The organism is Peribacillus sp. NJ11 (assembly GCF_030348405.1).
In the GTDB taxonomy this organism is placed as follows: Bacteria; Bacillota; Bacilli; order Bacillales; family DSM-1321; genus Peribacillus.
Genome location: NZ_JAUCFO010000001.1, coordinates 2,912,394 through 2,930,214 on the forward strand (window position 1 = coordinate 2,912,394; position 17,821 = coordinate 2,930,214).

Annotated in this window: 22 protein-coding genes; 17 read left to right on the forward strand and 5 right to left on the reverse strand. The window is 41.4% G+C overall.

Features of this window, described 5'->3' with window-relative positions:
• From QUF86_RS14340 to QUF86_RS14350, 3 genes are all read left to right on the forward strand, one after another.
• On the forward strand, nt 1–1,137 hold the full coding sequence (locus QUF86_RS14340) for a bifunctional cystathionine gamma-lyase/homocysteine desulfhydrase (RefSeq protein ID WP_289334708.1): 1,137 nt from the start codon (nt 1–3) through the stop codon (nt 1,135–1,137).
• A gap of 115 nt (nt 1,138–1,252) precedes the next feature.
• Nucleotides 1,253–1,519, forward strand: coding sequence for a YrhC family protein (locus QUF86_RS14345; protein WP_289315597.1), 267 nt, complete (start codon nt 1,253–1,255; stop codon nt 1,517–1,519).
• A gap of 498 nt (nt 1,520–2,017) precedes the next feature.
• Complete coding sequence (locus tag QUF86_RS14350; RefSeq protein WP_072273247.1) at nt 2,018–2,158, forward strand: YrzI family small protein; 141 nt, start codon at nt 2,018–2,020, stop codon at nt 2,156–2,158.
• 234 nt (nt 2,159–2,392) lie between these two features.
• Here the strand turns inward: QUF86_RS14350 and QUF86_RS14355 are convergent, their stop codons facing one another.
• Nucleotides 2,393–2,581, reverse strand: coding sequence for a hypothetical protein (locus tag QUF86_RS14355; RefSeq protein ID WP_289315598.1), 189 nt, complete (start codon nt 2,579–2,581; stop codon nt 2,393–2,395).
• 190 nt (nt 2,582–2,771) lie between these two features.
• Here QUF86_RS14355 and sigK point away from each other — a divergent pair, with 190 nt between their 5' ends.
• The gene (gene sigK / locus QUF86_RS14360; protein WP_289315599.1) at nt 2,772–3,503 is read left to right on the forward strand and encodes an RNA polymerase sporulation sigma factor SigK; all 732 of its coding nucleotides are present in this window, start codon (nt 2,772–2,774) and stop codon (nt 3,501–3,503) included.
• Between the two features lie 176 nt (nt 3,504–3,679).
• Here the strand turns inward: sigK and QUF86_RS14365 are convergent, their stop codons facing one another.
• The gene (locus QUF86_RS14365) at nt 3,680–3,982 is read right to left on the reverse strand and encodes a hypothetical protein (protein WP_289315600.1); all 303 of its coding nucleotides are present in this window, start codon (nt 3,980–3,982) and stop codon (nt 3,680–3,682) included.
• Between the two features lie 163 nt (nt 3,983–4,145).
• On the opposite strand from QUF86_RS14365, the gene QUF86_RS14370 reads away from it, so the two are divergent.
• A complete protein-coding gene (locus tag QUF86_RS14370) occupies nt 4,146–5,936 on the forward strand; it encodes a M3 family oligoendopeptidase (protein ID WP_289334709.1) in 1,791 nt (596 codons plus the stop codon).
• Between the two features lie 65 nt (nt 5,937–6,001).
• On the opposite strand, the gene pssA is transcribed toward QUF86_RS14370, so the two are convergent.
• The gene (gene pssA, locus QUF86_RS14375; protein ID WP_289315602.1) at nt 6,002–6,541 is read right to left on the reverse strand and encodes a CDP-diacylglycerol--serine O-phosphatidyltransferase; all 540 of its coding nucleotides are present in this window, start codon (nt 6,539–6,541) and stop codon (nt 6,002–6,004) included.
• A 135-nt stretch (nt 6,542–6,676) separates the two neighbouring features.
• On the opposite strand from pssA, the gene QUF86_RS14380 reads away from it, so the two are divergent.
• Nucleotides 6,677–7,462 (forward strand): phosphatidylserine decarboxylase, encoded by a 786-nt coding sequence (locus tag QUF86_RS14380; protein ID WP_289315603.1) that lies wholly within the window; start codon nt 6,677–6,679, stop codon nt 7,460–7,462.
• A gap of 53 nt (nt 7,463–7,515) precedes the next feature.
• Here QUF86_RS14380 and QUF86_RS14385 read toward each other — a convergent pair whose 3' ends face one another.
• Nucleotides 7,516–7,656 (reverse strand): sporulation histidine kinase inhibitor Sda, encoded by a 141-nt coding sequence (locus tag QUF86_RS14385; protein ID WP_034311351.1) that lies wholly within the window; start codon nt 7,654–7,656, stop codon nt 7,516–7,518.
• Between the two features lie 465 nt (nt 7,657–8,121).
• Here QUF86_RS14385 and QUF86_RS14390 point away from each other — a divergent pair, with 465 nt between their 5' ends.
• Genes QUF86_RS14390 through QUF86_RS14425 form a run of 8 tightly spaced genes read left to right on the forward strand, consistent with a single transcriptional unit; the run spans nt 8,122 to nt 13,135 of the window.
• Nucleotides 8,122–8,643 (forward strand): YqeG family HAD IIIA-type phosphatase, encoded by a 522-nt coding sequence (locus tag QUF86_RS14390; protein WP_289334710.1) that lies wholly within the window; start codon nt 8,122–8,124, stop codon nt 8,641–8,643.
• On the forward strand, nt 8,640–9,749 hold the full coding sequence (gene yqeH / locus QUF86_RS14395) for a ribosome biogenesis GTPase YqeH (protein ID WP_421156041.1): 1,110 nt from the start codon (nt 8,640–8,642) through the stop codon (nt 9,747–9,749). Before QUF86_RS14390 ends, yqeH begins: the two co-directional genes overlap by 4 nt.
• A gap of 20 nt (nt 9,750–9,769) precedes the next feature.
• A complete protein-coding gene (gene aroE, locus QUF86_RS14400) occupies nt 9,770–10,612 on the forward strand; it encodes a shikimate dehydrogenase (RefSeq protein WP_289315606.1) in 843 nt (280 codons plus the stop codon).
• Nucleotides 10,606–10,896, forward strand: a complete 291-nt coding sequence (gene yhbY, locus QUF86_RS14405; RefSeq protein ID WP_207437102.1) for a ribosome assembly RNA-binding protein YhbY — start codon at nt 10,606–10,608, stop codon at nt 10,894–10,896. The genes aroE and yhbY overlap by 7 nt, the downstream gene beginning before the upstream one ends.
• An 11-nt stretch (nt 10,897–10,907) precedes the next feature.
• Nucleotides 10,908–11,477 (forward strand): nicotinate-nucleotide adenylyltransferase, encoded by a 570-nt coding sequence (locus tag QUF86_RS14410; RefSeq protein WP_289315607.1) that lies wholly within the window; start codon nt 10,908–10,910, stop codon nt 11,475–11,477.
• Complete coding sequence (gene yqeK, locus QUF86_RS14415; RefSeq protein ID WP_289315608.1) at nt 11,467–12,039, forward strand: bis(5'-nucleosyl)-tetraphosphatase (symmetrical) YqeK; 573 nt, start codon at nt 11,467–11,469, stop codon at nt 12,037–12,039. Before QUF86_RS14410 ends, yqeK begins: the two co-directional genes overlap by 11 nt.
• Nucleotides 12,039–12,395, forward strand: a complete 357-nt coding sequence (gene rsfS, locus QUF86_RS14420; RefSeq protein WP_057218744.1) for a ribosome silencing factor — start codon at nt 12,039–12,041, stop codon at nt 12,393–12,395. Before yqeK ends, rsfS begins: the two co-directional genes overlap by 1 nt.
• Nucleotides 12,392–13,135, forward strand: a complete 744-nt coding sequence (locus tag QUF86_RS14425) for a class I SAM-dependent DNA methyltransferase (RefSeq protein ID WP_289315609.1) — start codon at nt 12,392–12,394, stop codon at nt 13,133–13,135. Before rsfS ends, QUF86_RS14425 begins: the two co-directional genes overlap by 4 nt.
• Nucleotides 13,136–13,234: 99 nt before the next feature.
• Here QUF86_RS14425 and comER read toward each other — a convergent pair whose 3' ends face one another.
• Nucleotides 13,235–14,065 carry a late competence protein ComER gene (comER, locus tag QUF86_RS14430; RefSeq protein WP_289334711.1) on the reverse strand — a complete coding sequence of 277 codons (831 nt, stop codon included), beginning with the start codon at nt 14,063–14,065 and terminating at the stop codon, nt 13,235–13,237.
• 110 nt (nt 14,066–14,175) lie between these two features.
• Here comER and QUF86_RS14435 point away from each other — a divergent pair, with 110 nt between their 5' ends.
• The 3 genes from QUF86_RS14435 (at nt 14,176) to QUF86_RS14445 (ending at nt 17,778) form a co-directional block, all read left to right on the forward strand.
• Entirely contained in the window at nt 14,176–14,811 is a 636-nt protein-coding gene (locus QUF86_RS14435; protein ID WP_289334712.1) for a helix-hairpin-helix domain-containing protein, read from the forward strand.
• 74 nt (nt 14,812–14,885) lie between these two features.
• Nucleotides 14,886–15,446, forward strand: coding sequence for a ComE operon protein 2 (locus QUF86_RS14440; RefSeq protein WP_289334713.1), 561 nt, complete (start codon nt 14,886–14,888; stop codon nt 15,444–15,446).
• 25 nt (nt 15,447–15,471) lie between these two features.
• Entirely contained in the window at nt 15,472–17,778 is a 2,307-nt protein-coding gene (locus QUF86_RS14445) for a DNA internalization-related competence protein ComEC/Rec2 (RefSeq protein WP_289334714.1), read from the forward strand.
• The last annotated feature ends 43 nt before the right edge of the window (nt 17,779–17,821 follow it).

A 17,821-nucleotide genomic window follows, 5' to 3' on the forward strand; every position in this document is an offset into this window, starting at 1 on the left:
ATGAGGAAAAAAACACAATTGATCCATGGCGGCATTTTTGGTGATGAAAAAACAGGAGCGGTTTCGGTGCCGATATATCAAGTGAGCACTTATAAACAGGATGGTCCGGGGAATCACCGGGGATATGAATATTCCCGTACAGGCAACCCCACCCGCCATGCACTCGAGGAATTGATCAAGGACCTGGAGGAAGGAGAAAGAGGATTCGCCTTCGGATCGGGAATGGCAGCGATGACGGCGGTTATGATGCTGTTCAATCAAGGTGATCATGTATTGATGACCGATGACGTTTATGGAGGGTCTTTCCGGGTCATCACTAAAGTGCTTAACCGCTTTGGGGTGGAAGCTACGTTCATCAATACGAGTGACATACATTCGATCGAAAACGAGATCAAGGACAATACCAAGGCACTGTTCATTGAAACCCCGACGAATCCATTATTGAAGATTACTGATCTAGAAGCGGTATCAAAAATAGCTAAAGATAACGGCATCCTTACAATTGTGGACAATACCTTCAGTACGCCATATTGGCAAAATCCACTTACACTTGGAGCCGATATCGTACTTCATAGCGCTACGAAGTATCTGGGGGGACACAGCGATGTTGTAGCGGGTCTTGTAGTGGTGAATGATGAAAAACTTGGCAATGACCTTCATTTCATCCAAAACTCTACAGGAGGCGTGCTAGGGCCCCAAGATTCATGGTTGCTGATGCGTGGCATTAAAACGCTGGGAATCCGGATGGAAGAACATGAAAAAAATACATCTCGGATCGTCAGCTTCCTATCCGGGCATAAAGACGTTTCCAAGATTTATTACCCAGGTCTTGAAAACCATCCAAACCATGATATTGCAAAAAAACAATCGCGTGGCTTCGGCGGTATGGTTTCGTTCGATGTCGGCAGTGCCGAAAAAGCCGAATCCGTTTTGAGTAAAGTGAAATTCTTCACACTGGCTGAAAGCCTAGGGGCAGTGGAGAGCTTAATTTCGATTCCAGCCTTGATGACACATGCCTCGATTCCGGCAGAGCGCCGTGCAGAGCTTGGAATAACCGATGGGTTGATTCGTATTTCAGTTGGTCTGGAAGACGTTGAAGACTTATTGGAAGACTTGGAACAAGCGCTAAAAGGATAAATCGGAAAAGGAACCGCTTCATAGCTACCTGCCATTATTTACACCCTGTCATTTGGAATAAATATGGTAGAATGAGATATCGATATCTTATTAGCTTGAAAGAAGGTGGAATGGCATGAAAAACCGCAAAAAACAAACGGCGGCAATGCTCCGTTCGAAAATGGTCGATTTTAAACAATTTGCGATCACATTGTTATGTGTGGGCTCGTTCTTCTATTTAGGAACCATCCTTCCCTCGGGCGACAAAACGATGATTGACACATATGTCTATATGGGAGCGACAATAATGTTCCTTGGCATATCCATAGTATTTTTCCGATTATCCAATAAATATAAAAGGACCCTGGCGGAAATGGATGACCAGGATTCTTTACAACAATAGAAGCAAACCTGATTCTTTCAAGAATCAGGTTTTTTTGTTTTTTCTTACGTTATTGCCCGTTGTATGGGCAGATATATCATACTCATTGCCTCCTTGAGGTAATAGTTGCTCTTGAAAATGGGAAAAAAGAATGAAGTTTCAAAAAAATAGGCAAAAGCCGTTTACAAATATCGAATTTATGGATATACTTACCAGGTAATAAAAAATATTCCAAAGGGAGGTCGAAGAAAATGAAGTTGTATCTATATGATGGAATCGTTACTGATCAGATTAGCCGGTCCGTTTCAAATGACAATCACATACAATTCGACCTGTGCCAAGCGGAATATTTCTAAAGCAATTTTTTGGCTTTATTAATCATTCACATAGCGGCCGCAGGGAGAAGTGTTTTATCCTGCGGCCTTTTTATATTTTCTAAAAAATCCCGCAGGAGGACGTAACTTTCTGCGGCCTTTTTATGCCTTTTTGTTGGGCCGCTCCCTTAAAGGAGGTGATATTATGACACTGAATATGCTTTTTTTCACAATCACGATAAAAATGAAAAAAATGACTGCTGAGGAATGTTTGCAACAGGAGAGAATCCACAAGATTAGAGAAGAACATCTGGACAAAGCGATGAAACATCGTCCTTTTTTCTAAAGACATAAGAGGTTGGTATCCCGATAATAATTTAAAGAAAGGTGGAGGTTAATATGTTGAATCTGGTATACGCAAAAGGAGAGAAGCGTTGCTATTGGCAGGAGAAGGATACCGGCTAACGGCCGGAACTGTGATAGCCGTTTCCGTTGTTGTCGATCAGTCGCTACGCAATTTGAAATGAATAGTAAAAGAGGAAAACTCGGCACTCGGGCCGAGTTTTTTTCTTTGCTTGCATCAGCAGCACGGACCAGATCCGCCATAACCAAACCCACATCCGGTGAACCACCAAAACCCGAAAATGAGCAATAAAATCAAGAGGACGATAAACAGGCCATAACCAAACCCGTAACCGGATCCGGCATAACAAGGTGCAGGAGCCGGATAACCATAGCTGCACCCGTATGGTCCATAGTTATATCCCATCCCTAAAAACCCCCTTTCCTTAAAAATTCCCTTTCATTATATGAACGTTTGCCCGTGTCCGTTTGGGAATTCAACCAGTCTGGTTTGAACATTTAATACTTTCATGATTTCTTTTAGCTGGACAGACACGAACAAGCCCATTGCTGCATAGGTATGAATAGGGAAACCAAAGAAACGGGGGATGAAACCAATGCCCGGAATACTTACAGTTGTCGGTTACATTATCAAAGAATTTTACTTATTTGTTTCCTATGTGAAAAACAACGCTTTTCCCCAGCCCTTGTCATCTCAGGATGAAAAGAGATATCTGAAGCTTATGAGTGAAGGGGATGGTGATGCCCGTAACATCCTGATCGAGCATAATCTCAGGCTTGTTGCCCATATTGTCAAGAAATTCGAGAATACGGGCGAAGATACAGAGGATTTGATTTCGATTGGGACAATTGGATTGATAAAGGCCATTGAGAGTTATTCGGATGGAAAGGGTACGAAGCTGGCCACATATGCGGCGCGATGCATTGAAAATGAAATCTTGATGCATTTACGGGCTACTAAGAAAACGAAGAAGGATATTTCCCTGCATGATCCAATCGGTCAGGATAAAGAAGGAAATGAAATCAGTTTAATCGATGTGCTGAAATCGGAATCGGAAGATGTAATCGATACGATTCAGCTTAATATGGAAATTGAAAAAGTGAAAAAGTACATTGATATTTTGGATGAACGGGAAAAGGAAGTCATTGTAGGCAGGTTCGGACTCGATTTAAAAAAGGAAAAAACCCAGCGGGAAATAGCTAAAGAGCTTGGCATTTCCCGCAGTTATGTATCAAGGATCGAAAAACGTGCCTTGATGAAGATGTTCCACGAATTTTACAGGGCGGAAAAAGAGAAGGAAAAAAAAGCTAAAGGATATGAAAAGTAAAAAGAGTGCGGGGATCTTTCCCCGCACTCTTTTTTTAATATTTATTTCTGATCAAATCTGCAAATGCATGATAAATCTCGATTCCCTGAAAAAGAAACAGACGTGAAGCGGTTAAAGAAAAGACCCCTATCATAATTAGTCGGAACCACATATGAATCACTCCTCCATTTTATTTTTTATAAAATGTCAGAGCGTAAGGCAACGTAATTCGCCTGATAAAAAACTGGACTGAGATATCGTTGGCGGAGATTTGAGTGAAAATAAAGAAAACTTAAAATGGAAAATTCGAAAATGAAAACAATGATAATGGACTGCCAGGAACTAAGGAAAGGAACGAAAGGCAGCTTCTTGTCGGCCTTTTCCCATTGATGAACATCTGTATGTTCTTCAATGGTTAGCTGCTGTGCATGATGGTGGAACTGTATGGGCAGTGTCCATAGGAGAAGGATGATAGCAGACAGGTGGATAAATAATTTCATATGAATCAACCACCCCTTTCCCAAGAATATAATTATCATATCATGCTTTTATTGTGGGATATAGAAAAATGTTCTGACAAAAATACTGAAAATTCTTTTTAATTAGAAAAATTTTGAAAAAACCTCTATAATAGGATTATTGATAAAAAGGGGGCAATGCAGTATGGGATATTCTTTGACATGGGATTTGGATATCTTTTTTAAAGGAGGAAGTTCTTCCAAGGAGTTCCTGCTTTTTTTAGATGAAATTAACGAAGAGGTAAAAGAATTAGACCGACTTGTAAGCAATATCAATCCAGAAGGAAATGATGAAATCAGTTTAATCAGGGCATTTGACCTTTTAAAAAACACTAATATGAAATCGTCACAGGCCGGTGCTTTCATCGGGTGCCTGCAAGCTCAAAATGAGCAGGATAAAAAGGCAGGTCAGCTGCGGATCAAACAAATGAAGATAGTCGCTTCACTAAAAATGGTGTTAAGCAAGCTGGATGAAAAGTTGTTGCAGCTTGATGATGCGTTTTTTAAAAAAATCCTTGAAAAAGAACCATTGAATGAATTGAAATTCGTATTGAACGAACGTCGGGAAAGGGCAAAGGAAAAGCTTTCCGTAAAGGAAGAATCATTAATCACCCAATTGTCCATGGACGGTTTCGAAGGTTGGGGCCAAATGTATGATACGATCGTTGGTTCAATGACCATCCCTTATAAGGGTGAAAATCTTTCTGTAGGCCAAGCGGCGAATAAATTTTCTGATCCCGATGGAATGGCCCGAAAAGAATTATTTACTGCATGGGAAAAGGCTTGGGAGGAAAAAAATGATCTTTTTGCCCGGACTTTGAACCACTTGGCGGGATTTCGTCTCAGCGTGAATGAAAAAAGGGGCTGGGATGATATTTTGAAGGAGCCTCTTGAAATAGGGAGGATGAAAAAAGAAACCCTCGAAAGTATGTGGAATGTAATTGCCGACCATAAGGAGCCGCTTGTGAGGTTTTTACAAAGGAAGGCAGAGTTACTGGACTTGGATAAATTAAGTTGGGCGGATTTGGATGCACCGCTGGCTGTCACAGCCGAGTCCAAAGTGATGGATTATCAAGAAGGTGCGGACTTCATCGTGCAGCAGTTCTCTAAATTTGGCACTCAATTAGCAAACTTCACCCAAAAAGCTTTTGAAGATAGCTGGATTGAAGCGGAGGACAGACCAGGTAAGAGGCCAGGAGGTTTTTGCCCGGGCTTTCCATTAAATAAGCAGTCAAGAATTTTCATGACGTACTCGGGCACCCCTTCCAATGTATCGACATTGGCCCATGAATTGGGGCATGCATTCCATTCTTATGCGATGAGGGATATCCATCCATTGAATCGATCATATGCAATGAATGTGGCTGAAACAGCCTCTACTTTTGCTGAAATGGTTGTATCGGATGCAGCTGTGAAGGAAGCGGCCAGTGAAGAAGAAAAGCTGGTTCTTTTAGAAGATAAAATTCAGCGTTCCGTATCATTATTGATGAATATCCATGCCCGTTTCTTATTCGAGACAAGATTTTATGATGAGAGGAAACAAGGATATGTCAGTGCCGAACGGTTAAATGAACTGATGGTTGATGCACAAAAAGAAGCTTATGGTGATGCGTTAAGTGATTATAATCCAACGTTCTGGGCATCAAAGCTACATTTCTATATTACAGGTGTACCATTTTATAATTTCCCGTACACCTTCGGATACTTATTCTCATTAGGCATATACGCGAATGCCCTGAAAGAACCGGCAGGATTCGAAGAAAAATATATCGCCCTATTAAAGGATACCGGTTCCATGAAGGTCGAGGATTTGGCGGAGAAACATTTAGGCGTCGATTTGACGACCCGGGATTTTTGGGAAGAAGCGGTTAAGTCCTGTTTGGAGGATGTAGAAGAATTCATACGATTGACTGATCCCCTTGTCCGAAAGGCATAAAAAGCTTTAGGCTGAATATGAACGAAAAAAAGCGGATGTCCGGTTTAGGACATCCGCTTTCCTATTTAAACTTTCCTCATTTTAAATGGACTGACCATGAGTAATGATAATATAATCATAAGGGATAAGAAAAAGACCGGATGAAAATATGGAATGGCGAGATAACTTAAGGTAGCGATGCAGCCGGCAACCGTAATGGGAACTCCTGTAAAATACCCATTGCTTTCACTTATATTGAAGCGGGCGAGGCGAAATGCGCCGCAGCCGATATAGAAAACCGTGAAGAGTGTGCCAGGTGCTCCGAATTCTATTAATATTCCTTGGTATAATAATAGAGCTGGTGCGACGCCAAAAGAAATGATGTCACACATGGAATCAAGTTGCTTACCCAATTCCGATTCAATGTTGAACTTCCGTGCAACCATACCGTCAAAGCGATCTGCAAGGGCAGCCAGGAAGATTAAAAGCAGGCTTAAATTCAATTGGCCGTGCATCACGGCAATTATCGCAAATCCACCAAGGGATAAATTCATTAAAGTAAGTATATTTGCTGTTTGTGCTTTCACTTTTTTAATGGTTTGATCTAGGGCGTGTAATAAAAACATCTTTTCACTCCTTTCAAATGAAACAAAATAAAACAAAATATAGTAAACATAAGTATTTATTATATAATAATATTTTATTTAACACAATTTATGCAAGTCATTTTTGAATAATTTTACAATTTGGAGTGGTTTTATTTGTATCAGTCTTTGTATCGCATTCTTATTGAACTGACGAATGGTCGGTATTCATCAGGTTTATTAAAGCATTTTAGCCAATCTCGTTGGAGCAGGCCCTTAATTTTACTATATGTAAAAACTTTCAACCTTAATCAACAAGAATTTGGTAAGGATTTAAAAGGGTATACGAACCTGCATGATCTATTTACAAGGCGGTTAAAGGCGGACGCCAGGCCCATCACTGCCGTTCCTTCTGCAGTGGCTTGTCCCGTGGACGGTATACTCGAGGATTCAGGGGAGATATCCGCTGATAAAAAGATCATCGTTAAGGGAAAGGTATATTCAATGGAGGAGATGCTCGGGGATGAGCTTTATTTGGAAAAGTACCTAGGCGGCAAATATCTCGTGTTATACTTAAGCCCAAGTCATTACCATAGGATCCATGCACCAATCAAGGGTTCCGTAGTCAAACGATGGACGCTTGGAAGAAAATCGTACCCCGTTAATAAATGGGGGATGAAATATGGAAAAGAGCCATTGTCAAAAAATTACCGTACAATAACTGAACTTCAAAATGAAGCTGGAAGCCTGGCAATGGTGAAAGTCGGGGCCATGTTTATAAATTCAATCGTCATTACCGATGAATCGGATGAATTGGAAAAAGGACAGGAATTTTCATATTTCAGCTTTGGGTCGACAGTGGTACTTCTTTTTGAAAAAGGCAGTTTTGAACTTGAAGGAAACTTATCCATTCCGGCTGATGTCCGTGTCGGTGAAACAATCGGATTCATGAAAGCCGTCTAACTCCAAATGAAAATAAGAAGGCTGACATTTAATGTCAGCCTATGTATTTCATATTAAAAAATTGATCGGATTTTATGTGTTAAGGATCTTCGATGAATTTCCGTTTCTATGAGGCGGATGAAATCGGTACTTAACTTTAAATTCTGCGCTTTAAAATAGGATTCCAGCAACAGGTCATCAGATAGTTTTTGCATCAGAACGCCATTTACGGCTGCTCACCTCCAGTAGGTATTGCGAGGAATAATTTGGTTTTCGCTTGCATATATTGATAAGTCTTCCTTGATGTACCCCTACTGTATCAGAAATAAACGTGGAGAACAATCGTTCTGTTATCCACAGTTAAAAGTGGATAACCTGTGGTTAAGTTGTTTACAAGGTGGACGAAATGGTGCACATCAGTATGGAAAATGTTAGTAAAGTTATCCACAGGTTGAACAAATGAAATTTTTGTCGAAATCTTTTAGGAATAATTAGTTCTTTGGTTCTGGTCTACCTGCTAATTTTCCATTCCTTAATAAAAAATGCCTTTCCATATCAGAACACATACATTATGATGTTTTTTTACCGTCAGCCTTTCTTTCCTAATTTTTTTTGAAAGTAAGCCGGAAATTCGATATGATGGAGACGGTAAATTTTAATGAAAATACAGAGGTGTCAATATGCTTAAATTATTTTTGCCGAGTGAACATGTTAAAAGCATTTTTAATATAGATCCTCAAGAATTGAAAAAAAGAGGGATTAAGGGAGTCATTACCGATTTGGATAATACTCTCGTTGAGTGGGATAGGCCAACTGCCACCCCCGATTTGATCAAATGGTTCGACAATATGAGGGATCATGGGATTTTAGTGACGATTGTATCCAATAATAATGAAAATCGGGTTCGGTCTTTTTCCGATCCGCTTCACATTCCGTTTATCTTCCAGGCAAGGAAACCGATGTCAAGGGCTTTTCATAAAGCACGTAAGTCAATGGGATTGAAATTGGAAGAAACGGTTGTAATCGGTGATCAGTTATTGACGGATGTATTGGGAGGAAACAGAGGCGGGTTCCATACGATCTTAGTGGTCCCTGTCGCACAAACCGACGAATTCAGAACGAAAATCAATCGTTATTTTGAAAGAAAGATCATGGCGTTTTTTAAACGAAAAGGAATGATAGAATGGGAGGATCACAATTGAACAATCATCAAGAATTAGTGTGCATCGGCTGCGGTGTGAAAGTCCAGACTGAAGATCCGAAGGAGTTGGGCTTTGCCCCTACATCGGCTCTGGAAAAAGAGAGCATCGTTTGTCAGCGCTGCTTTAAATTGAAACATTATAACGAAGTTCAGGATGTATCCTTAACAGACGATGACTTCTTGAAAATCTTGAATAAAGTAGGCGAAACCGATTCTTTAATCGTCAAAATCGTCGATATTTTTGATTTCAATGGAAGCTGGCTGCCTGGCCTGCATCGATTTGTAGGAAGAAATGATGTTCTTCTGATCGGTAATAAGGTCGACTTATTGCCTAAATCAGTAAAACCGAACAAGTTGATTAATTGGATGAAGCAATCGTCCAAGGAATTAGGGCTTAACCCAGTTGATGTCCTGCTTGTCAGTGCGGAAAAGGGAAAGCACATACTTGAAGCGGCTGATGCGATTGAGCGGTATCGTAAAGGTAAGGATGTCTATGTGGTAGGCTGTACGAATGTAGGTAAATCGACTTTCATCAACCGTCTTATAAAAGAAGTGAGTGGTGAAGGGGATATCATCACGACATCCCACTTCCCAGGGACAACATTGGATATGATCGAAATACCTTTGGATGATGGACAAGCATTGATCGATACACCAGGAATCATCAATCATCATCAAATGGCTCATTATGTGGACAAACGGGACTTCAAGGTGATTATGCCGAAGAAGGAAATCAAGCCGAGAGTGTACCAACTGAATGAAGCGCAGACGCTATTTTTTGGAGGGTTGGCCCGGCTGGACTATGTCTCAGGCGGAAGGCGTTCACTGACTTGCTACCTTTCGAATGAATTGAATATCCACCGTACGAAATTGGAAAATGCAGATGAATTGTATAAAAACCATGCCGGGGAATTATTGACGCCCCCACGGCCTGAACAAATCGAGGAGTTCCCGAAGCTGATTCCACATGAATTTTCCTTGAAAGATGGTAAAATGGATATTGTGTTTTCAGGTCTTGGCTGGGTTACGGTCAATGAGCCAGGAGCGAAAATCGTTGCCCATGTACCAAAGGGCGTAAATGTGATCGTTCGTAAATCATTAATCTAAATATAGGGGTCGTCTAGGCTATGAAAAAGATATATGGGGTAATGGGAGATCCAATTGCACATTCGATGTCACCGGACATTCATAATGATGCATTTGAAAAAGAAAATATAGAAGCGGTTTATCATCATTTTCATGTGACGAAAGAAGGTTTGAACGATGCTGTAAAAGGCATGAAAGCCCTTGGTATAGAAGGGTTTAACATCACGATCCCTCATAAGACTTCAATCATTCCATTCCTTGATGAAGTGGATGAACTGGCCCTTGCAATCGGGGCTGTAAATACGGTTGTTAACAAAAATGGTCGGTTTATAGGGTATAATACAGACGGAAAAGGATTTTTTAAATCTTTATGCGATGAAATATCAGGTGACATTAAGGCTAAAAAAACGTTAGTGATCGGAGCGGGCGGTGCTGCGCGTGCGATTTATTTTACCCTTGTAAAAGAAGGGGTAAAGCAAGTTGATATTGCAAACCGGACAAAGGAAAGAGCGGCCCAGCTTGTTTCTGATTGCCCATATGATAAAGTATCGAAGGCACTCTCGATTATCGAAGCGGAAGAAAGCTTATCACAATATGATTTAATCATCCAAACGACTTCTTCAGGAATGAGCCCGGAATTGGATCATTCACCGTTGAAGGTCGACCAGCTTAAAACCGGTGCAATTGTCAGTGATATCATCTATAACCCTCTGCATACCAAGCTGCTGCGTGAAGCGGGGGAAAAAGGGGCGAAAACGCAAAATGGTTTGGGGATGTTCATCAACCAGGCTGCGCTCGCTTTCGAGATATGGACGGGCATTATGCCGGATACAGCAAGAATGACAGATATTGTCTTGAACAAACTAGGAGGTAACACATGTTAACAGGAAAACAGAAAAGATTTTTACGATCAAAGGCCCATCACCTCAATCCAATTTTTCAAGTTGGTAAAGGCGGGGTCAATGATAATCTCATCAAGCAAATTGGTGAGGCGCTTGAAGTACGTGAATTAATCAAGGTCAGCATCCTGCAAAACTGTGAAGAGGACCGCAATGATGTGGGACGTTCTTTATCAAAAGGTGCACGGGCGGAATTGGTTCAGATTATCGGCAACACAATTGTGCTGTATAAAGAATCAAAAGAAAACAAACAACTTAAATTACCTTAAGGAACCTATCTATGAAAAAAATTGGAATTCTTGGCGGTACATTCAACCCTCCACATATCGGGCATTTAATTATAGCGAATGAAGTGCTGGATGCCCTTGAGCTAGATGAAATCAGATTCATGCCAAATCACGTTCCTCCACATAAAGAAAAATCGGAGGAAGTAACCGATATGGACAGGCTGGCTATGTTGGAAAACGCGATAGCCGGAAACCCATCTTTTTATATTGAGGGTATTGAAATAGAAAGAAAAGGCACATCTTATACGTATGATACGATAAAATTGCTGAAAGAACTTGAGCCAAGCAATGAGTTCTATTTCATAATTGGCGCAGATATGATTGAGTATTTACCGAATTGGCACCGTATTGACGAGCTGGTGAACATGGTCAATTTCGTCGGGGTGAAACGCCCTGGCTATAATGAAAAGACCGTATACCCAATCACGATGGTGAAAGTCCCTCAGATGTTCATTTCTTCTTCCATGATACGAAGGAAGTTAAGAACGGGGAAAACCGTGAAATATTTAATAGCAGATCCAGTGGTGAAGTATATTAAAGGGAATGGTTTATATGAATCGTGAGAAAGCTTTGGCGCTGGTCAAAGAACAAATCACCGAGCGCAGGTACATTCATACCTTGGGTGTGGTCGAGTCGGCGATTGAACTTGCTGAACTGTATGGTGCCGACGTCAAAAAAGCGGAACTGGCAGCCATTTTCCATGATTATGCAAAATTTCGTCCAAAAGAGGAAATGGAGCAAATTATAATCGCTGAAAAAATGGATCCGGAGTTACTTGAATACAATATGGAGCTGTGGCATGCTCCTGTCGGGGCTTATCTTGTAAAAAAGGAAGCCGGTATCACTGACGCTGAAATATTGGATGCGATTGCCCATCACACGTCTGGCAGGGTTGGCATGAGCCTTTTGGATAAGGTCGTATACCTTGCTGACTATATTGAGCCGGGACGTTCCTTTCCCGGAGTCGACGAAGTCAGGCAGACAGCAAAGCGAAATTTGGATCATGCTGTCATCCAGGCTTTAAGGAATACAGTTGTTTTTTTAATGAAAAGAAATCAGGCAATTTACCCTGACACATTTAAGACATATAATGATTTGATCATGAATTTGAAGGAGAAGATGTAATGACTGAACGTGAACTTCTTGTAATTGCAGCAAAAGCGGCGGATGATAAAAGAGCGGAGGATATCGTAGCATTGAACATGCAAGGTATTTCCCTTGTAGCGGATTACTTTTTGATCTGCCACGGTAATTCTGAAAAACAAGTACAAGCAATAGCTCGTGAAATGAAGAGCAAAGCTGATGAATCAGGAATCAATGTAAAACGTCTTGAAGGTTTTGACGAAGCGAAATGGGTGCTTGTGGATCTTGGCGATGTAGTGGCCCACATCTTCCATAAGGATGAAAGAAACTATTATAACCTCGAACGTTTATGGGGAGATGCACCTTTTGAAGATCTAGAGAGTGAACTGACTCCATGACTTACGAACGCTTTGCCTATGTATACGATGAATTGATGAAGGACGCTCCCTATGAAAAATGGCTGATGATCCTTACGGCGAAGCTGGAACAGTACGGAATTGGTGGAAGGAAAGTCCTGGATTTAGCGTGTGGAACCGGGGAAATGACTGTTGGATTGGCGCAACACGGATTCGAAGTCACCGGCGTGGATTTATCCGATGAAATGCTTCTCGTTGCCAATGAAAAAGCGGTGAAGCTTGGATTATCGATTCCACTTTTCCAACAGAATATGGCAGAACTCGAGGGACTTGGTCAATTTGACTGTGTCACGATTTTTTGTGATTCGCTGAACTACCTTCGCGACGAGGCGGATATAGTGAAAACGTTCAGCCGGGTTCATGAGCATTTGAAGGATGGCGGATTATTCTTGTTTGATATCCATTCCATTTATAAAATGGAAGAAATCTTTCGTGATCATACGTTTGCTGTCAATGGTGAAGAAGTATCCTATATATGGGACTGTTTCCCAGGTGAAGAACCTTACAGTGTGGAACATGATTTAAGTTTTTTCGTGAGGGACGATGAAAGTGGTCTGTATGACCGTTTTGATGAGTTGCATTATCAACGGACCTATCCGGTTGAACAATATAAACAGTGGTTGCAGCAAGCAGGTTTTACCGTTTCTGACATTCTGGCGGATCTTGAAGAAGAACCGCTTGTAACGGAAACCGAAAGAATCTTGTTTGTAGCAAGTAAATGAATTAAGAGGTCAGTAATCGCCGTTCGTACATCACTGTACGAGTGGAGGTCTGACCTCTTTTTTTATTTTTAGAAGGAAATGAGATATTGATTACGAATATTAATAAGGATGGCCGAACTGTTTTTCCACTTCTTGAAGATCCTCTGCAAACTTTTCATGTGTAGCTTGAAAGAGATGATGGAACATTTCCCCTGTTTCAGCTTCTAAAACCTTGATCCCTTCACCCGTGATTCCACCCTTTACACAAACCTTTTCCTGCAAGGCCGGCAATGTATAAACTCCTTTACCAAGTAGTTCACCTAAGCCAATCAACATGTTCTCAGTCAAAGTCGTAGCGGTTTCTTTATTAATCTTCGTCGTTTGGCATGCCGCGTCAATGAAAGCTTGTGCTAAATAGCTGAAGAAGGCAGGACCGCAGCTGACGATGTCGGAAGCTACCCGGGTGATATCATTTTCAATGATGACCGGTGCCGATATGGCGGAGGCCAATTCATATAATTCCGACTTTTTTTTCTCACTACAGCCATTGCCGAAACTCAGTAACGATACCCCTGAGCCCACCCGGTTGGTTATGCTGGGGATAAAACGGGCGCAGGGGGCTTTCACTGCCGATTCAAGCTGGGACACTGAAAGCGGGCTTGTAATGGAGATAACTAGTTGTTCCATTTTTATATGATGTTTGATGCCCTGTAACAGGCTGTCAATTTGTAATGGTTTTACACAGAGAAAAATAAAGTCCGCTTGCTGGACGACTTCGGCTGCGCTTTCCGCCACCTTGATTCCGGGGTGTTTTTCTTTCAGCACCAATGCTTTGGAAAGCGTTCGATTTGTAATGATTAGATCAGCCGGATTCAAAATTTTCGCCTCCAGCCACGCCTCGATTAAAATGGTACCCATATTGCCGGTTCCGATTACACCGATTTTCTTCAATGCCGATCAACTCCTCTCACTTAAAGCGATTGATACTCCTAAAAACACTATGTATTTTTAATCTGTCCTATGACAATGTATCTTGAGAAATCAAACAAGGAGGCAAAGAAATGGATAAAATTTTAAAAAAGAAAATGGCGTTGATTACCGTTGCAGTGGCATCTGGGGCAGCGGGAATTTACTTTTTTTTGCAACCAGGGGAGGATCCGGTTGATACGGAAGATATATTTTCCGTTACGGCAAAAGGAGATGAAATCGAACAAAGTGAAAATGAAACGGAAACCGAACCGGTGATCATTAAAGTGGACGTTAAAGGGGCTGTACAGGTCCCAGGGTTATTTACGGCACAGGCAGGTGACCGGGTGATCGATTTGATTTCGGCTGCAGGCAGTTTTACGGACAAGGCCGATAAGGATAAAGTGAATTTTGCCCAAATCGTTGAAGATCAAATGGTCATTTATGTACCGGAAATAGGTGAAGAAGACAAAGGGAACTTGGAGGACATATCAGTCGTTTCGTCTGGTAATGCTGCTTCCAAAGGGACATCAGAAGGACGGGTGAACTTGAATACAGCTACCCAGGAAGATTTAGAAACCCTGACGGGAATTGGACCATCCAAAGCGATTGCGATCCTAGAATATAGGGAAACGGTAGGGAAATTCAAGCAGGTAGATGACTTGAAGAAGGTATCGGGAATCGGCGATAAAACGTTTGAAAAGTTACAGGAGTCCATTTCGGTGCAATGAATGATTGAATATGCTACACAAATGAACGGGAAGAGGGTAAAATTGAAGAAAATCATTGAGTAAGGGGATACAACATGAACAGGATTAGTTGGGATCAATATTTCATGGCGCAAAGCCATTTATTAGCTTTAAGGAGCACATGCACACGCCTCACTGTAGGAGCGACGATCGTCCGGGATAATCGAATCATTGCTGGAGGATATAATGGGTCAATTGCTGGCGGAACCCACTGTATTGATGATGGCTGTTATGTAATTGATAATCATTGTGTCAGAACGATACATGCTGAAATGAATGCACTTTTACAATGTGCGAAATTTGGAGTGCCTACTGATGGGGCTGAAATATATGTGACGCATTTTCCATGTCTGCAGTGCTGTAAATCACTCATCCAAGCTGGAATCAAAGCTGTTTATTATGCGGAGGATTACAAAAATCATCCATATGCTCTGGAATTATTTAAACAGGCTGGTGTCAAGACTGAAAAGGTTGAAGCAAAAGGGGCCATCGATGTTAATGGAAAAGAAAAAAAGGACTTTGTGTTCTCATTGCTAGCTCAACTTGAACGAACAGGTCTGGGAAAAGAAGCTGTATTGGAGCTGGAAAAGCAGGCCAAACAGATATTTGACAATTAAATCTTAAATCGGACGGGGGGCAGGCATGGCTAGGCACCTTCTCTTATTAGCCGTCTCGGCCACATTTGGAGTTTCGGCCCATTCATTTTTAAATGTAAGGCTTTTGATCATTATCTTTATTTTTCTCTGTTTCCTTTATTTTTCGGTCGGGTTAAGTGTGAAGGCCCTTAGCATTCATTTAATGATTATGGGGATTTTTTTAGGGGCCGCCTCCTTCTCCGATCACCGAAACAACACGGCCTATCATGGAACGGAAAGCCAATTTATCATCACATTTACCAATCAGCCGAATATAGATGGAAATTCATTAAAAGGATTCGTGGGCAGTGAGAAAGGCGAACGGTTAATGCTTCGTTATAAAATCAACACCGAACAAGAAAAGGAAAAGCTGGGCCAGCTTCTGCGTATCGGTTTATCCTGTCCCGCTGTAGGGAACTTGCAAATTCCCGACAAAAACAGGAATGAAAACAGTTTCGATTATCAGCGCTACCTTTTCCGCCAAGGCACCCATTGGATATTTAACGCTGATTCCATATCATTTCGAGAATGCCAAGAAGTTGGAAACTCGATTGTCATTTCGATTCGTAATTTGCGCCTGAAGGGAATTACGTATATTAGAGAACACTTTCCGGAAGAATCGAGCGGTTTTGTCGCAGCACTCATATTCGGCGACCAGACATATATAGATGAAGGTGACCTTGCTAATTATCAGCGGCTGGGTCTGGTTCATTTACTGGCGATTTCCGGTCTTCATGTCAGTTTTTTAACGGGGATGTTATTTTATCTTGGCATCAGGGTTGGAATTACAAGGGAAAGAATGATGGTGGCCATCCTGATTTTCCTTCCAGTTTACATGATACTCTCAGGTGCTAGCCCATCAGTGGTAAGATCCTGTTTAATGGCTATGCTTTTCTTTTTACTCCTGCTATTCAAGAAGCGGATCTCGGCGGGTGCCGCAATCGGATCGGTTTATATGGCACTATTGTTTTTTCAACCTAATATGCTCTATGATATAGGTTTTCAGCTCTCATTCGCAGTCACTTTCTCCATTATCATGTCTTCAAGCATTTTCTTAAGATACCCCCAAAAAACGATGCAGCTATTCATCATCAGTTCCATCTGCCAAATGGCAGCCCTTCCCATTTTGCTTTTTCACTTTTTTGAAGTATCTTTTCTTGGCGTGTTCTTGAACGTATTGTATGTTCCGCTTTATTCGATCATTTTGCTTCCATTTTCATTAATTACCCTCTTCATTCATTTATTACTGCCTTCCCTGGGGCAGCTCCTCATAACTATATTGAACTTCACCTTCATACTTTGTAATAAAGTCGCGGATGTAGCATCCGAGTTGCCACTAGCCTCCATTGCATTTGGAAAACCACCCTTCATCATGATGGCATTACTTGTTATTTCCCTTTTAGGGTTATACCTGACTTGGGATGAATCTTTTGGAAAAAGTAAAATTTGGTGCGGAATACTGATTGTCCTATTACTTCTTCAATATAATTTACAAAGGTTCTCACCTTTTGGTGAAGTACAGATGATCGATGTTGGACAAGGTGATTCCATTTTAATTATCCTGCCGTTCAATCGCGGTAATTATTTGATTGATACGGGTGGACAAATTACATTTCCAATCGAAACATGGGCAAAAAAGCGAAAGAAGTTCAACACGGCGGATGATATCATCGTTCCATTATTGAAAAGTAAAGGAATCCACCAATTGGACAAACTGATTTTAACCCATCCGGATGCAGATCATATGGGAAGTGCAGGAGAATTAATTGAGAATTTCAAAGTTGGGGAGATCGTCATAGGAGGCTGGAGTGAGGAGCATTATCGGAATTTGGATTTTGTGTCCATGGCAAGAGATAAAAAGATGAAAATGACAGTCTTGAAGAGGGGGGACCTTTGGGTAGTGGGCGGAGCGCAGTTTTCCGTGCTAAGTCCATATGAAAAGGAAGACAATAAGAATGATTCATCGATAGTCCTTCACTCAGAGATTGGGGGATTGTCATGGATATTTACTGGAGATATGGGAGAAGAGGGCGAAAGGGAGCTATTAAGCACATTTCCGCAGTTGCAGGCGGATATCTTGAAGGTTGGTCACCATGGCAGTAAAACTTCTTCTTCCACGTTATTCCTTGAACAGCTACAGCCGAAAGCTGCTCTTATTTCGGTTGGAAAAGAAAATGGCTACGGTCACCCACACGGAGACGTAATTGGGAATCTGGAGGGAAATGGCATTAAGGTGTTCAGGACGGATGAGGATGGATCTATAATTTATAAGTATTACAAAAGGAGAGGAACCTTTCGGAAGACACTTCCATAGTATGTAGAAAATCAAAAAGAAAGAGACTGCAACGGCAGCCTCC

Bases quoted from the DNA above. Each gene is read 5' to 3' on its own strand.
- QUF86_RS14340 (WP_289334708.1), top strand. From the start codon at position 1: ATGAGGAAAAAAACACAATTGATCCATGGCGGCATTTTTGGTGATGAA.
- QUF86_RS14345 (WP_289315597.1), top strand. From the start codon at position 1,253: ATGAAAAACCGCAAAAAACAAACGGCGGCAATGCTCCGTTCGAAAATG.
- QUF86_RS14350 (WP_072273247.1), top strand. From the start codon at position 2,018: ATGACACTGAATATGCTTTTTTTCACAATCACGATAAAAATGAAAAAA.
- QUF86_RS14355 (WP_289315598.1), bottom strand. From the start codon at position 2,581: ATGGGATATAACTATGGACCATACGGGTGCAGCTATGGTTATCCGGCT.
- sigK (WP_289315599.1), top strand. From the start codon at position 2,772: ATGCCCGGAATACTTACAGTTGTCGGTTACATTATCAAAGAATTTTAC.
- QUF86_RS14365 (WP_289315600.1), bottom strand. From the start codon at position 3,982: ATGAAATTATTTATCCACCTGTCTGCTATCATCCTTCTCCTATGGACA.
- QUF86_RS14370 (WP_289334709.1), top strand. From the start codon at position 4,146: ATGGGATATTCTTTGACATGGGATTTGGATATCTTTTTTAAAGGAGGA.
- pssA (WP_289315602.1), bottom strand. From the start codon at position 6,541: ATGTTTTTATTACACGCCCTAGATCAAACCATTAAAAAAGTGAAAGCA.
- QUF86_RS14385 (WP_034311351.1), bottom strand. From the start codon at position 7,656: ATGCAAAAACTATCTGATGACCTGTTGCTGGAATCCTATTTTAAAGCG.
- QUF86_RS14390 (WP_289334710.1), top strand. From the start codon at position 8,122: ATGCTTAAATTATTTTTGCCGAGTGAACATGTTAAAAGCATTTTTAAT.
- aroE (WP_289315606.1), top strand. From the start codon at position 9,770: ATGAAAAAGATATATGGGGTAATGGGAGATCCAATTGCACATTCGATG.
- yhbY (WP_207437102.1), top strand. From the start codon at position 10,606: ATGTTAACAGGAAAACAGAAAAGATTTTTACGATCAAAGGCCCATCAC.
- QUF86_RS14410 (WP_289315607.1), top strand. From the start codon at position 10,908: ATGAAAAAAATTGGAATTCTTGGCGGTACATTCAACCCTCCACATATC.
- yqeK (WP_289315608.1), top strand. From the start codon at position 11,467: ATGAATCGTGAGAAAGCTTTGGCGCTGGTCAAAGAACAAATCACCGAG.
- rsfS (WP_057218744.1), top strand. From the start codon at position 12,039: ATGACTGAACGTGAACTTCTTGTAATTGCAGCAAAAGCGGCGGATGAT.
- QUF86_RS14425 (WP_289315609.1), top strand. From the start codon at position 12,392: ATGACTTACGAACGCTTTGCCTATGTATACGATGAATTGATGAAGGAC.
- QUF86_RS14435 (WP_289334712.1), top strand. From the start codon at position 14,176: ATGGATAAAATTTTAAAAAAGAAAATGGCGTTGATTACCGTTGCAGTG.
- QUF86_RS14440 (WP_289334713.1), top strand. From the start codon at position 14,886: ATGAACAGGATTAGTTGGGATCAATATTTCATGGCGCAAAGCCATTTA.
- QUF86_RS14445 (WP_289334714.1), top strand. From the start codon at position 15,472: ATGGCTAGGCACCTTCTCTTATTAGCCGTCTCGGCCACATTTGGAGTT.